The organism is Streptomyces sp. NPDC004284 (genome assembly GCF_042874035.1).
In the GTDB taxonomy this organism is placed as follows: Bacteria; Actinomycetota; Actinomycetes; order Streptomycetales; family Streptomycetaceae; genus Streptomyces.
This window is the reverse complement of record NZ_JBIAMJ010000002.1, coordinates 826926-840449: the sequence shown is the minus strand read 5'-3', so window position 1 is coordinate 840449 and position 13524 is coordinate 826926. Positions and strand designations below refer to the sequence as shown.

The window sequence follows — 13524 nt, the reverse complement described above, 5'->3', positions numbered from 1 at the left end:
GCGTGTCTCATTCTCCGCTCCTGCCGAATCCGGTGAACCGGCCCTGGAGCAGGGTGACTCCGACGATGAGGGCGGTGAGCACGAAGGCCCCGGCGGAGCCGATGCCGTAGTTCTGGCTGCCCATGGCGGTGTTGTAGAGGTGGACCAGCGGTGTCTGCACGGGGGCGGTGCCCGTGCCGGAGAGACCGCTGCTGAAGAGGTTGTAGAACTCGTCGAAGGCCTGGAAGGCGGCGATGAACAGCAGCATCAGTACGGCGACGGAGGTGTTGCGCAGCATGGGGAGGGTGATCCTGGTCAGGAGTCGCCGGCCGGTGGCGCCGTCGAGCGCGGCGGCCTCGTACACCTCCTTGGGGATGCCCTGGAGGCCGGCGAGGAAGAGCACCATGTAGAAGCCGACCTGGAGCCAGAGGCGCAGGGTGACGAGCACGATCCAGTAGAGCGGCGGCGAGGTGGTCTGCAGCCAGGCGACGGGCTCCGCTCCGAACCATCCTCCGATCGTGTTGGCGATGCCCGCCGGCAGGCCGTTGAACAGGGACATCTTCCACAGCAGTGACGCGGCGACGTACGAGACGGCCGCCGGGATGAGGAAGGTGGTGCGGAACAGGGCCCGGCCGCGCCGGATCCGGTGCACGATCAGCGCGAGACCGAGCGAGGCGGCGAAGGTGAGCGGCACGATGAAGACGGTGAACAGCAGGATCTGGACGAGGGAGGAGCGGAACGCCTGGTCGGACAGGAGGCGGCGGTAGTTCTCCAGGCCGACCCAGTGGCCGAGGGCGATGGTGCCGCGGGCGTCGCTGAGGCTGAGCAGGAAGCTCCAGCCGATCGCGATGTACTTGAAGAGGCCGAGGCCGACCAGCGTCGGCGCGGTCAGCAGGATGAACGCGACCCAGCCCGAGCGGCCGGGACGGGCCCGGCCGGTCCGGGCGGCGCCCCGCGGATCGACCGCGGGGCGCCCGGCACGCTCGGGCTTCAGCGTGGTGTTCGTGGCCGAGCTCATCGGCCCTGCTGCTTGTCGATCTCGCTCTGGGCCTTCTTCACCGCGTCGGCCATGAGGGCGGCGGGGTCGCCCTGGCCCTCGACGATCTTCATCGCGGCCGCGTTGAAGGCGTTGCTCACGGCGGTGTCCCAGGTGCCCGGGTTGTGCTTCCCGTGCTTGTCGGCGAGCACAACGGCCTCCTTGGCGGCGCCCTCGGAGAGCTTCTCGGCGGTCGCCGCGACGGACTTGCGGGGCGGGACGTGGAAGCCGTAGCTCTCGGCGAAGTCCTTCTGGAGGTCGGACTGCTGGACCCACAGCCACTGGACGAACTTCTTGGCCGCGGCCACGTTCTTGCCCTTGGCGTTGACGACGCTGGTCCATCCGCCGACACGGACGACGGGGGTGCCGCCGGCCTTGAAGGCGGGCCAGGGCAGGATGCCGAAGTCGTCGCCGAGCGCGTCCTTGATCCCGGGCATCGCCCACAGGCCGCACCACTGCATGGGCACGACGTTCTGGGTGAGGGCGGCGGGGTCCCACCAGTCGGTGGTGAACCCGAGCAGCAGCGACTTGTCGTCGTGCAGGCGCTTCAGGCCCTTGAGCGCTTCGAGCGCCTGCGGCGAGCCGAAGGCCACCTTGCCCTCGCGGGTGACGAGGTCGCCGCCGTTGGAGAAGACGGAGAGGACCGCGGAGTCGCCGAGACCGTCGTTGCCGACGAACAGGCCCTTGTTCTTCTTCGTGGACAGGGCCTTCGCCGCGGCGACGAGCTCGTCGAAGGTCTTGGGCGGGGCGATCCCGGCCTTCGCGAGGACGCTCTTGCGGTAGTACAGCATCATGACGTCGTCGATCATCTTGACGCCGTAGAGCTTGCCGTCGACGGTGACCGAATCGATGGCGTTCGCGTTGAAGTCGCTCTTCGCGTTGCCGTACACGTCGTCGAGGGCGGCGATCTGACCGCGGTGGACGAGGCCCTCGCTGAAGTCGCCGATCTCGAAGACGTCGGGGGCCGCGTCGGTCAGCAGGGTCGCGTTGACCTTGGCCGAGTAGTCGCCCGGGACCCACGTCACCTTCACGGCTATGTCGGGGTTGGCCTTGGTGAAGGCGGTGGCGTAGCGGAGGACGGCCTGCTGGGTCCCGGTCTCGCCGTAGGCGTGGTACCAGACGTTGAGGGTGGTCTTGGCTCCGGATCCGGCGGCGCCGCCGACGGGGTCGGTGCTGCACGCGGTCGACAGGACGCTTCCGGCGGCGACGAGCAGCGATCCCGTGAGGAATCCGCGTCGGCTAAGCTCTGGTCTGCGTGTGCTCATGTCGCGTCCTTCTTTGTTGGGGGTGTGGCAGGGCGGATGTGCTGCCTGGCCGACGCCTTCGTCAGTGCTTGCCGGCAGAGGAGGGCGTCGGCCAGGGAGTGGTGCGCGACGGCTGCGGATCGCTCAGCCGTCGCCGTTCGTGGTGGTGACCGCGTACTGCGGGAAGAGGGCCTGGATCGCCACGGCCGCGCCGCCGCGGGCCCATTCCTCCCAGGGGAGCGGCCGCAGCGACAGCGGGCAGCGGGAGGCCGCCCCGAAGACGTGCTCGGCGTACGCGTCCTGGATGTGGCCACCGAACAGGTCGTAGGCGTCGACGCCCTCGCCGCTGACGACGACACGCTCCGGGCCGACGAGGTTGACCAGTACGGAGATGCCGACCCCGATGGCCTGCCCGGCCCGGGCGAAGGCCTCGCGGGCCGCGGGGTGGCCGTCCCGGGCCAGATCGGCTACCTCGCAGAACGTGAGGTGCGGGTTCCCGGTGGCCCGGCGGACGGCCGCGAGGATCGCGTCGATCGAGGCGATCGCCTCGACGCAGCCGCGCCCACCGCAGCGGCAGCGCGGTCCGGCCGGATCGACACAGACGTGTCCGACCTCGCCCGCGACACCGTACGCGCCCCTGAGCAGCTGCCCGTTGACGACGAGGGCGGACCCTATGCCGGCGCCGATGGTGACCAGGGCGAAGTACTCGGTGCCGATGCCTTCGCCGAACCAGTGCTCCGCGACGGTCAGGGCCCTGACGTCGTTCTCGACGGTGACGGTCAGACCGGTGGAGGCGGTGAGCAGTTCGGCGAGCGGAACGTCGCGCCAGCCGAGGAGGCCGGAACGCCGGAGCCTGCCGCTGTCCCGGTCCACGTCCCCGTTCACCGCGACGCCCAAATGGCGCGTGCGGGCCCGGAACGCGGGTTCGGAGTCGAGCAGTTCGTCGACGAGTCCGGCCGTGACGGCGGCGGCGGCCTCGGGGGTGCAGTCGTCGAGCGGCCGGACGGCCGTGGCCCGGATCCCGGCCCGCAGATCGCATACGGCGCCGAAGACCTGGTCGGAGCTGATCTTCAGCCCGATGAAGTACTCCCGGTCGGGTGCGACCGCGAGGGGGTTGACCGGCCGACCGGCACCGGGTGCGGTGCGCTCCGGCGGGAGTTCGTACAGATAACCGTCGTCGATGAGGGGCCTGGCCGCCTTGGTGACGGCGGTCGAGGAGAGCCCGGTCCGCCGCGCCAGTTCCACTCTGCTGAGGGGGCCCTCCGCGAGGAGCAGGGCCAGGACCGCGGTCTCGGCGGGCGCACTGACCAGAGGCCGGGAGCGATGTCGAAACACGGGAGCAACATAGAGCAAATAAATAACTTCTTCCAGTATTGATTTAGGAGTTGGCACGGCCCTACGCTCTGGCCCGCCTCCGTGCCTTTCCAGGACCACGCGAACACCGCACCCGCTTACCGGTGTCGTGTCGCCATGCCTCCATGTCGCCCTGGATTCCACCCTGTTCCTCACCACACCTCAGGGGTTGCCTCCGTGCACGCCACGCTCCCGCCCGTCACCTTCGATCCCGGACTCGGCCTCGCGGTCCTGCGCACCCCGAACAGCCTCTACGCGCTGCGGCTCGCCTCCGACGGCAGCCCCCGGCACCTCTACTGGGGCCCGCCCCTCGACACCGCGACGCTCGCCGGGCTCCCGGACGCGGTCTCCCCCGCCGCGAGCAGCTTCGAGGCCGACGCGCCGGCCGACGAACTCGCGCCGCAGACCGGGGCGCGCTTCGGACCGGCCGGCCTCCAGGTCCGCTTCGCCGACGGGACCAGGGGCGCCCAGTGGCGGTTCACGGGCCACAGCGTCGACGGTGGCGAGCTGCGGTTGCGCCTCGACGACCGGCACCGGCCCCTGCGGGCCGAGCTCTGCTACCGCGTCCGCGGCGGCACCGACGTCATCGAGCGCTGGACGGAGCTCACCCACACCGGGATCCCGGACGGCACCCCGGAGCCGATCACCGTCGACCGGCTCGACTCGGCGTCCTGGACCGCTCCCCCGCTGCCCGACTACCGGCTCAGCCACCTGGTCGGCGGCTGGAACAGCGAGTTCCAGCTCCAGCGCGACCGGCTGCCCGTCGCCGAGACCGTACTGACCAGCCGCCGGGGCCTCACCAGCCACCACGCCAGTCCCTGGCTGGCCCTCGACGACGGCACCGCGACCGAGGACCGGGGCGAGGTGTGGAGCACGGCGCTCGCCTGGAGCGGGAGCTGGCGCGTCACCGTCCACCGCGACCCGACCGGCCGCACGACCTGGACCGGCGGCTTCGGCCACGAAGGCCTCAGCTGGACCCTCCAGCCGGGCGAGAGCCTCCGTACCCCGGTGTACGCCGGGCTGTTCACCCCGCACGGCTTCGGCGCCGCCGGCCGCGCCTGGCACCACTACGTACGCGCGCACGTGCTGCCGGAGCCCGAGCGGGACCGGCCGGTGCTCTACAACTCCTGGGAGGCCACCGGATTCGACGTCGACGAGGCCGGCCAGATCCGCCTCGCCCACCTGGCCGCCCGCGTCGGCGCCGAACTCTTCGTCCTGGACGACGGATGGTTCGGCACCCGCAGCGACGACCGGTCCGCGCTCGGCGACTGGACTCCGCGGCCCGAGGCCTTCCCCCGGGGGCTGCGCCCGCTCGCCGACGAGGTGCACCGCCTCGGCATGGACTTCGGGCTGTGGGTGGAGCCGGAGATGGTCAACCGCGACAGCGAGCTGTACCGCGCGCATCCCGACTGGGTCGTCCACTCCTCCCGGCTCGACGCGACCGAACTGCGCAACCAGCTGGTCCTGAACTTCGCCCGGCCCGAGGTCGAGGCCTGGGCCCAGCGGACCCTGGACCGCCTGGTGCGCGAGAACGACGTCGACTGGCTCAAGTGGGACGCCAACCGGGCCTTCACCGAGGCGGGCTGGGACGGCCACCCCGACCCCGACCGCCTGTGGATCGACCACACGCGGGCCGTCCACCGCATCATGGACCGGCTCCGCGCCGCCCACCCCGGCCTGCGCATCGAGGCCTGCGCGGGCGGCGGCGGGCGCGTCGACCTCGGCGTCCTCGCCCGTACGGATCAGGCCTGGACCTCGGACAACACCGACCCGGTCGACCGCATCGGCATCCAGAACGGCTTCAGCCAGCTCTTCCCCGCCCAGGCCATGGCCGCCTGGGTGACCGACAGCCCCAACACCGCCACCGGCCGGCACACGCCCCTGCGGTTCCGCTTCCACGTCGCCATGGCCGGCGCGCTGGGGCTCGGCGGGGACCTGACGTCCTGGTCCGAGGAGGAACTCGCGGAGACCGCCGAGCTCGTGGCCGCGTACAAGACGATCCGGCCGCTCGTGCAGCGCGGGCACCAGTACCGGGTCGCCCCGGCCGACGGGCCCGTCACCGCCGTCCACTACGCGGCACCGGACGACAGCGAGCACGTGCTCCTCACCTGGCGCCCCTCCACCCGCTTCGGGCACCGCCCCGACCCCGTACGGCTGCCCGCCCTCGACCCCGAGGCCCGCTACCTGGACGTGGACACGGACCGGATCCACAGCGGCGCCGTCCTCGTACGCCACGGCATCGACCCGCGCCTGCCCGCCGGCGACCACGCCAGCAGCCTGATCCGGCTCCGCCGCGTCGCCCCCTGAAAACCCCCGCCCACGACCCCCTGGAACCACTCATGGACAACGCCCGCGTACTGGTGATCGGCATCGACGGCGTACGCCTCGACCTGCTCCCCGAACTGCACACGCCCCATCTCGACGGGATCGCCCGCGCGGGCTTCCTGGCCCCCGTCGAGGTGGACTCCGCGACGCCCACGATGTCGGGACCGTGCTGGACCACCATCGTCACCGGCGTCGGTGTCGCCAAGCACGGCGTCTGGGCCAACCGCTTCGACGGCAACCGGCTCGACGTCTTCCCCGACTTCACGACCCGCCTCGCGCACGACTGCGGACGACGGACCTTCGCCGTCGGCGGCTGGGAGCCGCTCTTCCTCGCCCAGCAGGGCGGCCCGCTCTTCGTCGCCCCCACCCGGCTCCGCTACATCGCCCCCGCCGCGGACACCCCCGAGGCCTGGGAGGAGGTCGACGACCGGGTGACCGAGGACGCGGAACACCTCCTCGGCCTGGACGAGGACCTCCACGCCGGCTTCGTCTACCTCGGCGCCGTCGACGAGACCGCCCACTTCCTCGGCTGCGGCAAGGAGTACCGCGAGGCGATCGAGGCCGCGGACCGGCGCCTCGGCCGGCTCCTCACCGCCATGCGCGAGCGCCCCGGCCACGCGGCGGAGCAGTGGACGGTCATCGTCGTGACGGACCACGGTCACCGCGACGAAGGGGGCCACGGGGGACGGAGCGACCAGGAGCGCACCGCCTGGATCGCCGCGTGCGGCCCCGGTCTGCCGGCGGGCGAGGCGCCGTCGTCGCTCCACCACGCCGATGTCGCCGCGCACGTCTACACGGCCCTCGGGATCACGCCGGACCCGCACTGGACGCTGGACGGCACCGCGTTCACGAAATGACCGGACGACCGGACGGGCGCAACCGCCGTCCGGGCGACCCGCACGATCGTTTCTGTGGTGATGTTCCGTGCTCCGCCGGTGTGGCACGCCGCCGGAGCACGACTCCCACCCGTACAACCACCCTCATGATCAACCGATTCGTACGGCGCGGAGTCCCCGCCCTCGCGCTCTTCCCGCTGCTCCTGGCCGGGCCCGCCGCCGCCCGGCCCGACGTGGCGGGGACGGGCTCCGCGCCGGCCGCCCGCACCCCCGTCCAGCTGCTCGCCCTCAACGACCTCCACGGCAACCTCCTTCCCGTGGACGGCGCGGCCGGCCGGATCACCCACCGCGGTCCCGCGATCCAGGCCGGCGGCCTCGCCCAGATGGCGACGCTCCTCGACGCCGCCCGCGCGGGCCAGGCCAACAGCCTCACCGTCGCCGCCGGCGACATGATCGGCGGCAGCCCGCTCCTCTCGGCGCTCTTCCACGACGAGCCGACGGTCGACGCCCTCGAAGAACTCGGCCTCGGCGTCTCGTCCGTCGGCAACCACGAGTTCGACGAGGGCCCGGCCGAACTCCGGCGCATCGTCACCGGCGGCTGCCACCCGACCGACGGCTGCGCCCCCGGCGATCCGTACCAGGGCGCGGGCTTCCCCTATCTCGCGGCCAACGTGACCGAACGCGGCAGTACGACGCCGCTGTTGCAGCCGTACACCGTGAAGACCCTGCCGAACGGGCAGCGGATCGGTTTCATCGGCCTGGTCACCAAGGACGCCCCCAGCGCGATCAACGCCGCCATGATCCGGGACGTCGAGTTCCACGACGAACTGCCCGCCATCGAGCGGTACTCACGGGAGCTGACCCGACAGGGCGTGCGCGCCCAGGTCGTGCTCGTCCACGAGGGCGAGTCGGTCTCCGGGCAGGCCGACGGCAGCTGTGACGACGGCGGCCCCGGCGCGAAGCTCGAAGGCCGCATCAAGGAGATCGCCCAGCAGGCGGTGCCGGCCGTCGACCTGATCGTCAGCGGCCACTCCCACGCCTCGTACGAGTGCACGGTGAACGACCCGAGCGGCCGCCGTCGTCTCGTCACCCAGGCCGACTCCTTCGGCCGCTCCTTCACGGACCTGCGCTTCGAGCTCAACGCCGCCGGTGACGTGGTGCGGAGCACCGTGAAGGCGCAGTACCGCCCCGTGCCCGTCGAGACCGCCCAGCAGCCGGCCATGGCGAAGCTCGTCGACACCTGGAAGACCCGCTCCGACGAGGTGGCGAACCGGGTCGTCGGCCACATCTCCGCCGACATGCCGGGCCGCGGCTCGACCCTGCCCGAGACGCCGCTCGGCAGCTTCATCGCCGACGCGCAGGCCGTCGCCGGCAAGGGCCACGGCGCCGAACTCGCCCTGATGAACCCCGGCAGCATGCGCGCCGACCTCGTCTTCCACGACGGCGGCGCCGTCACCTTCGCCGACGCCTACCGGGTCCAGCCCTTCGAGAGCCCCCTCTACGTCCTGCCCGTGACCGGCGCCCAGCTCATCACGGCCCTCCAGCAGCAGTTCACCGGCGAGAACGCCGCCAGCCCCCGCTTCCTCCAGCTCTCCGACGCCCTCCGCTACTCCGTCGACATGAACCGCACCGGCGCCGACCGGCTCCTCACGGACACCGTCCGCGTCAACGGCCGGCCCGTCGCCCCCGACACCACCTACAAGGTGGCCCTCAACGAGTTCCTCGCCAACGGCGGCAACGGCTTCACCGTCTTCGGCGACATCACCGCCCGAGAAGGCGGCGAAGTCACCGACCTCGACGCCCTGGTCACCTACCTGGAGACCGCCACCTCCCCCACCGCCCCGGCCGCTCCCCCGGCCCCGGGCCGCATCACCTTCGTCACCGGCTGATCCCCCCGACCGGAGCGCCGGGGGGGGGGGGGGGCCGCCGCCCGCCCCCCCCCCCCCCCCCCCCCCCAAACCCGCCGCCGCGCCCCCCCCGCCGCCCCCCCGCCCCCCCCCCCCGCGCCGCCCCCCCCCCCCGGGCGCGCCCCGGCCCCCCCCCCCCCCCCCCCCCCCCCCCCCCCGCCACCGCGACTTCAGCAGAGGTGCACGGACACACCGCACAGGCCCAGCCCCTCACGGGCGGCTGTACGCCAGACACGCAGGGGACCGTCGAGAACGCTCTCCTCGCCCTCGCCGTAGTACAGCCGGTCCTGGTCCTCCGCGGCGGCCCGCTCGGCCGGGGTGAAGGCCAGCGCGCGCTCCACGCGCGGCAGGCTCTCGCGTACGTCGGCGGCGGAGAGCAGGAACGTGCCGCACCAGCCCGGCAGCAGAGCCGCGCGCGCCGGTCCGACGGCGTGGAACAGGGACGAGACCGCGTACTCCTTGCCGTGGACGGAGATGAACATGCTCTCGTCGCTCTGTCCCTCCCACACGGCGTCCAGCACGTGGAAGGAGGGATCCACCGTCCCGCCGCACACCTCGTCGACATGAGCCCCGGGCGCCGTGAGCTCGCGGAACGACTCGATCGCGTCGGGATCGGCTCTCCTGCCACCGCCGTGGGAGTACCAGGTCCGGTGGTCGGGGAGCGGGTCCCGCCGCCACACCTGCCAACGCCGGTCGGCCTCCGGGTGGGCGCGGTCCGCCCGCATCGCCGGCAGCAGGCGCGGGGAGAGGTCGGCGACGACCTCATCGGTGTGACCGCTGATCGCCCACGCGCTCGTGAATCCCATGCCGGGGACGCTACCGCCCGCCACCGACAAGGCCGTCGGGCTCGGCCGGGCCGTCCGGCCGTGACGACCACGCCCGCGCCGGTGTGCTCGTCCGCGGGGAGGCGGAGTTCGGCGACCGGATGGAGGCCGCGGGCGTTCCCGATCACACGGGGGGGGGAGGTCGACGCCGGAGACGTCGAGTCCGCGCCCGGCGAGGTGGGGGTCACCGTGCGGGTCCCGTGCCGATCAGGCGCCGAGGACCTCGGCCGCGTTCCCTCTCCGAACGGCGTCCGACTGCGCGGCGGACCCCGGACGGAGGGGCGTTCCCTCCGGGTGTGGATACGGCCAAGGGGAGGGGCGCGCTCCGAGCACGGGGGCTCCGGTCGTCGAAACCCGTGCGGGGCCTGCGCCGGGAGGCGATGTGGCGGGGGCGGAGGGCGTCGCCGTCGCGGAAGGATCGCGCCGCTGTCACGCTGTCGTCACACGGTCATCGTCGGCCCGTCGCACTGGGCCGTCGCGCGATGGCTTGAAAGTGTGGGAATCGACGCCCTGCTCCCCCACCGGCGTTGATCACGCCTTTCCCGCCTCACATACTGCGCTGACCGACGGCGGGCGCCTACGCACCCCTGGCCGGAACTGACCACACGACCTCATCCCAAGCTCCTGGGGGAGACTTGCGCGCACACGTGCAGAGAGCACGCGCCTTCACCATCACGGCGGCCACATCGGTGGCCCTCGTGGCAGGAATGACCAGTCCCGTGACGGCGATCACCGCGAACGCGGTGGCCGCGGCGGGCGACAGCACACGCATCGGCGGCACCCAGCGGATCCCGCTCGTCACGGGCGACCGCGTGGTGGTGAACGCCAAGGGCCGGATGGTGGGCTTCGAGTCCGCCGAGGGCCGTGAGCACATACCCGTACAGGTGCAGCGCACCGGGGACCACACCCTCGTGGTGCCCGCCGACGCGCGGCGCCTGATCGCCACGGGCCGCCTCGACCAGCGGCTCTTCGACCTCGACGTGCTCACCGACCCGCGGCTGCGCGAGAGCCACCGCGCCGGGCTCAAGCTGATCGTGCAGTACGAGGGGAGCGCCGGCGCCGCACGCGCCGAGGTGCGCGCGGCCGGTGACACCAAGCTGCGGCGCACCTTCCCGAGCCTCGACGCCGACGCCATCCGTACGCCCCAGGACGACGTGGCCCGGGTGTGGGAGGCGCTGACCGACCCGCGGGCGAACGGCCTGCGCGCCACCGCCGCCGGCATCGAGAAGGTGTGGCTGGACGGGGTGCGGAAGGCGACCCTGGACCGCAGCGTCCCGCAGATCGGCGCCGACAAGGCGTGGGAGTCCGGATACGACGGTACGGGCGTCAAGATCGCCGTCCTCGACACCGGTGTCGACAAGACCCACGACGACCTGAAGACCCAGGTCGTCGCCGAGAAGAACTTCTCCGCCTCCGCCGACGCCGTGGACCGCGTCGGGCACGGCACGCACGTCGCGTCGATCGCCGCCGGCACCGGCGCGAAGTCCGGCGGCCGGTACAAGGGCGTCGCCCCCGGCGCCAAGGTGATCAGCGGGAAGGTCCTCGACGACGAGGGCTACGGGGACGACTCCGCCGTCATCGCGGGCATGGAGTGGGCCGCCGCCGAGGGCGCGGACGTCGTCAACCTCAGCCTCGGCGGCCCCGACACCCCCGGCACCGACCCGCTGGAGGCGACGGTCGACCGGCTGTCCGCCGAGAAGGGGATCCTGTTCGCCGTCGCGGCGGGCAACGAGGGCGAGTCCGGTGCGTCGAGCCTGGGTTCGCCGGGCAGCGCGGACGCCGCGCTGACCGTCGGCGCCGTCGACAAGGACGACAAGCTGGCGTCCTTCTCCAGCACCGGCCCGCGCGTCGGTGACGGCGCCGTCAAGCCGGACGTGACCGCGCCCGGCGTCGCCATCACCGCGGCCGCCGCCCCCGGCAGCATCATCGACACCCGCCCCGGCACGCCGCACCCCGCGCCGGGCTACCTCACGATCGACGGCACCTCCATGGCGACCCCGCACGTCGCGGGTGCGGCCGCGATCCTGAAGCAGCGGCACCCCGACTGGAAGTCCGCCGAGCTCAAGGGCGCGCTGACCGGCTCGGCCGAGGGCGGCGCCTACACCGCCTTCCAACAGGGCTCGGGCCGAATCCGGGTCGACAAGGCACTCGCCCAGAGCGTCATCGCCGAGCCGGTGTCCCTGAACTACGGCACGGCGCTCTGGCCGCACGCCGACGACAAGCCGGCCACCCAGAAGCTCGCCTACCGCAACCTCGGGTCCACGGACGTCACTCTGGACCTGTCGGTGTCCACTCTGGACCCCTCGGGCAAGCCGGCCCCGGCCGGGTTCTTCGCGCTCGGCGCCTCGAAGGTGACCGTTCCGGCCGGCGGCAGGGCCGAGGTGGACCTCGTCGCCGACACCCGGATCGGCGACGCCGACGGCACCTACTCGGGCTACGTCACCGCCACCGGCGGGGGCCAGTCCGTCCGTACGGCCGCGGTGGCCGTCCGCGAGGCGGAGTCGTACGACGTCACGGTCCGGACCATCGGCCGCGACGGCACCGACGCCCGGAACTTCTCCAGCACTCTGACCGGTGTCGGCGGGCCCGCCGCAGGCTTCGGCGCCCGCATCGACGACCAGCCGGGCACCCACACGCTCCGGGTGCCCAAGGGCTCGTACACCTTCAACTCGGCCGTCTACCAGGACCCGTCGAACTACGCCGCGGGCACCGACTGGATCGCCCAGCCGAAGCTGGACATCACGGCCGACACCACGGTCGTCGCCGACGCCCGCACCACCAGGCCGGTGGACCTCACCGTGCCCGGCATCGACAAGGCGGACTACGCGGGGACGTACTACGAGGTCGCCACCGAAAGCGGTCACGTCGGCAACGGCTGGGTCCTGAGGGGCTTCACCGGCTTCCGCACCGCCCACATGGGTCCGGCCGTCACCGACGGCTCCCTCCTGCAGACCTGGGACGCGCACTTCCTGAAGGACGCCACCAGCCAGTACTCGGTGGCCTTCGGCGGCAAGGTGAACACGGTCGCGACCGGCTACACCCGGCACGTGAAGGCGGACGAGCTGGCCACGCTCAAGGTCGGTCTCGGTGCCTCCGCCCCCGGGAAGACCGCGTACGCCTCCCCGTACGCCCATCTGCCGGGCGCGCCGGAGGGCAACGGGTTCTTCGCGCTCCAGCCGGCCCCGGGCACCCGCACCTTCTACGTCTCCACCGCCGACGGCGCCACGTGGCTCACCCGGTTCGACCAGCTGGGCGAGAAGGACCAGTGGGGTTACCCGGCCCTCGAGGGCTCGTACGAGATGGCCCGGCCGAAGCGTTACGAGGCCGGCAGGACGTACCGCGAGAACTTCAACACGGGTGTCGTCGGACCGCTCCTGGGCAAGGACATGGGGGTCTTCCGTACCGCTCCGGACCCGGTGACGGGCGAGCAGCAGCTCGTCGGCGCCCTGCCGTTGTTCGCCGACGGCACGGGTCACGCGGGGCTCGTCCGGTACTCCTCGGCCACGTCGACGCTGTACCGCAATGGCGTGAAGGTCGCCGAGAACGACGACCCGCTGAGCGGCTCGAAGCCGTTCACGGTGGACGGAGCCGACGCCGAGTACCGGCTGACGACCTCCGTGGAACGCCCGGCGACGGCCGCCGCGGCCTCCACCCGGATCGAGACCGGCTTCACGTTCCGTTCGCAGCAGGTCGCGGCCACCACGGCGCTTCCGGTGTCCACGGTCCGCTTCGCGGCCCCCGTCGACCTCGCCTCGCGCATCCCGCAGGGCACGCAGGTCCTCGTCCCGGTGACCGTGCAGGGCGCGGCGGCCGGCGGGAACCTCAAGTCGCTGTCGGTGTCGGTGAGTTACGACGACGGGAAGACCTGGCAGGTCGCGAAGGTCGTCGGCGGCCTGATCTCCGTGAAGAGCCCGGCGAAGGACAGCGGTGTCTCGCTCTCCGCCGAGATCACGGACAAGCAGGACAACGTGTCGACGCTGACCGTCCACAACGCGTGGCTCGGCAAGTGACCGATTGAGC

8 protein-coding genes are annotated in these 13524 nt (G+C 72.5%); 4 read left to right on the top strand and 4 right to left on the bottom strand.

What is annotated here, in order from left to right:
• Positions 1 to 7: 7 nt before the first annotated feature.
• From ACFYUS_RS08865 to ACFYUS_RS08855, 3 genes are all read right to left on the bottom strand, one after another.
• Positions 8 to 997, bottom strand: a complete 990-nt coding sequence (locus ACFYUS_RS08865) for a carbohydrate ABC transporter permease (RefSeq protein WP_388847413.1) — start codon at positions 995 to 997, stop codon at positions 8 to 10.
• The gene (locus ACFYUS_RS08860) at positions 994 to 2280 is read right to left on the bottom strand and encodes an ABC transporter substrate-binding protein (protein WP_388847411.1); all 1287 of its coding nucleotides are present in this window, start codon (positions 2278 to 2280) and stop codon (positions 994 to 996) included. Before ACFYUS_RS08860 ends, ACFYUS_RS08865 begins: the two co-directional genes overlap by 4 nt.
• A gap of 123 nt (positions 2281 to 2403) precedes the next feature.
• Positions 2404 to 3594 (bottom strand): ROK family protein, encoded by a 1191-nt coding sequence (locus ACFYUS_RS08855; RefSeq protein WP_388847409.1) that lies wholly within the window; start codon positions 3592 to 3594, stop codon positions 2404 to 2406.
• Between the two features lie 195 nt (positions 3595 to 3789).
• Here ACFYUS_RS08855 and ACFYUS_RS08850 point away from each other — a divergent pair, with 195 nt between their 5' ends.
• The 3 genes from ACFYUS_RS08850 (at position 3790) to ACFYUS_RS08840 (ending at position 8662) form a co-directional block, all read left to right on the top strand.
• The gene (locus ACFYUS_RS08850) at positions 3790 to 5919 is read left to right on the top strand and encodes an alpha-galactosidase (protein WP_388847407.1); all 2130 of its coding nucleotides are present in this window, start codon (positions 3790 to 3792) and stop codon (positions 5917 to 5919) included.
• Between the two features lie 32 nt (positions 5920 to 5951).
• A complete protein-coding gene (locus tag ACFYUS_RS08845; protein ID WP_388847405.1) occupies positions 5952 to 6794 on the top strand; it encodes an alkaline phosphatase family protein in 843 nt (280 codons plus the stop codon).
• A 125-nt stretch (positions 6795 to 6919) separates the two neighbouring features.
• Positions 6920 to 8662, top strand: coding sequence for a bifunctional metallophosphatase/5'-nucleotidase (locus ACFYUS_RS08840; protein WP_388847403.1), 1743 nt, complete (start codon positions 6920 to 6922; stop codon positions 8660 to 8662).
• A 188-nt stretch (positions 8663 to 8850) separates the two neighbouring features.
• Here the strand turns inward: ACFYUS_RS08840 and ACFYUS_RS08835 are convergent, their stop codons facing one another.
• A complete protein-coding gene (locus tag ACFYUS_RS08835; protein WP_388847401.1) occupies positions 8851 to 9486 on the bottom strand; it encodes a hypothetical protein in 636 nt (211 codons plus the stop codon).
• A gap of 725 nt (positions 9487 to 10211) precedes the next feature.
• Here ACFYUS_RS08835 and ACFYUS_RS08830 point away from each other — a divergent pair.
• Positions 10212 to 13514 (top strand): S8 family serine peptidase, encoded by a 3303-nt coding sequence (locus ACFYUS_RS08830; RefSeq protein WP_388847399.1) that lies wholly within the window; start codon positions 10212 to 10214, stop codon positions 13512 to 13514.
• Positions 13515 to 13524 lie beyond the last annotated feature (10 nt).

Bases quoted from the DNA above. Each gene is read 5' to 3' on its own strand.
- ACFYUS_RS08865 (WP_388847413.1), bottom strand. From the start codon at position 997: ATGAGCTCGGCCACGAACACCACGCTGAAGCCCGAGCGTGCCGGGCGC.
- ACFYUS_RS08860 (WP_388847411.1), bottom strand. From the start codon at position 2,280: ATGAGCACACGCAGACCAGAGCTTAGCCGACGCGGATTCCTCACGGGA.
- ACFYUS_RS08845 (WP_388847405.1), top strand. From the start codon at position 5,952: ATGGACAACGCCCGCGTACTGGTGATCGGCATCGACGGCGTACGCCTC.
- ACFYUS_RS08840 (WP_388847403.1), top strand. From the start codon at position 6,920: ATGATCAACCGATTCGTACGGCGCGGAGTCCCCGCCCTCGCGCTCTTC.
- ACFYUS_RS08835 (WP_388847401.1), bottom strand. From the start codon at position 9,486: ATGGGATTCACGAGCGCGTGGGCGATCAGCGGTCACACCGATGAGGTC.
- ACFYUS_RS08830 (WP_388847399.1), top strand. From the start codon at position 10,212: ATGACCAGTCCCGTGACGGCGATCACCGCGAACGCGGTGGCCGCGGCG.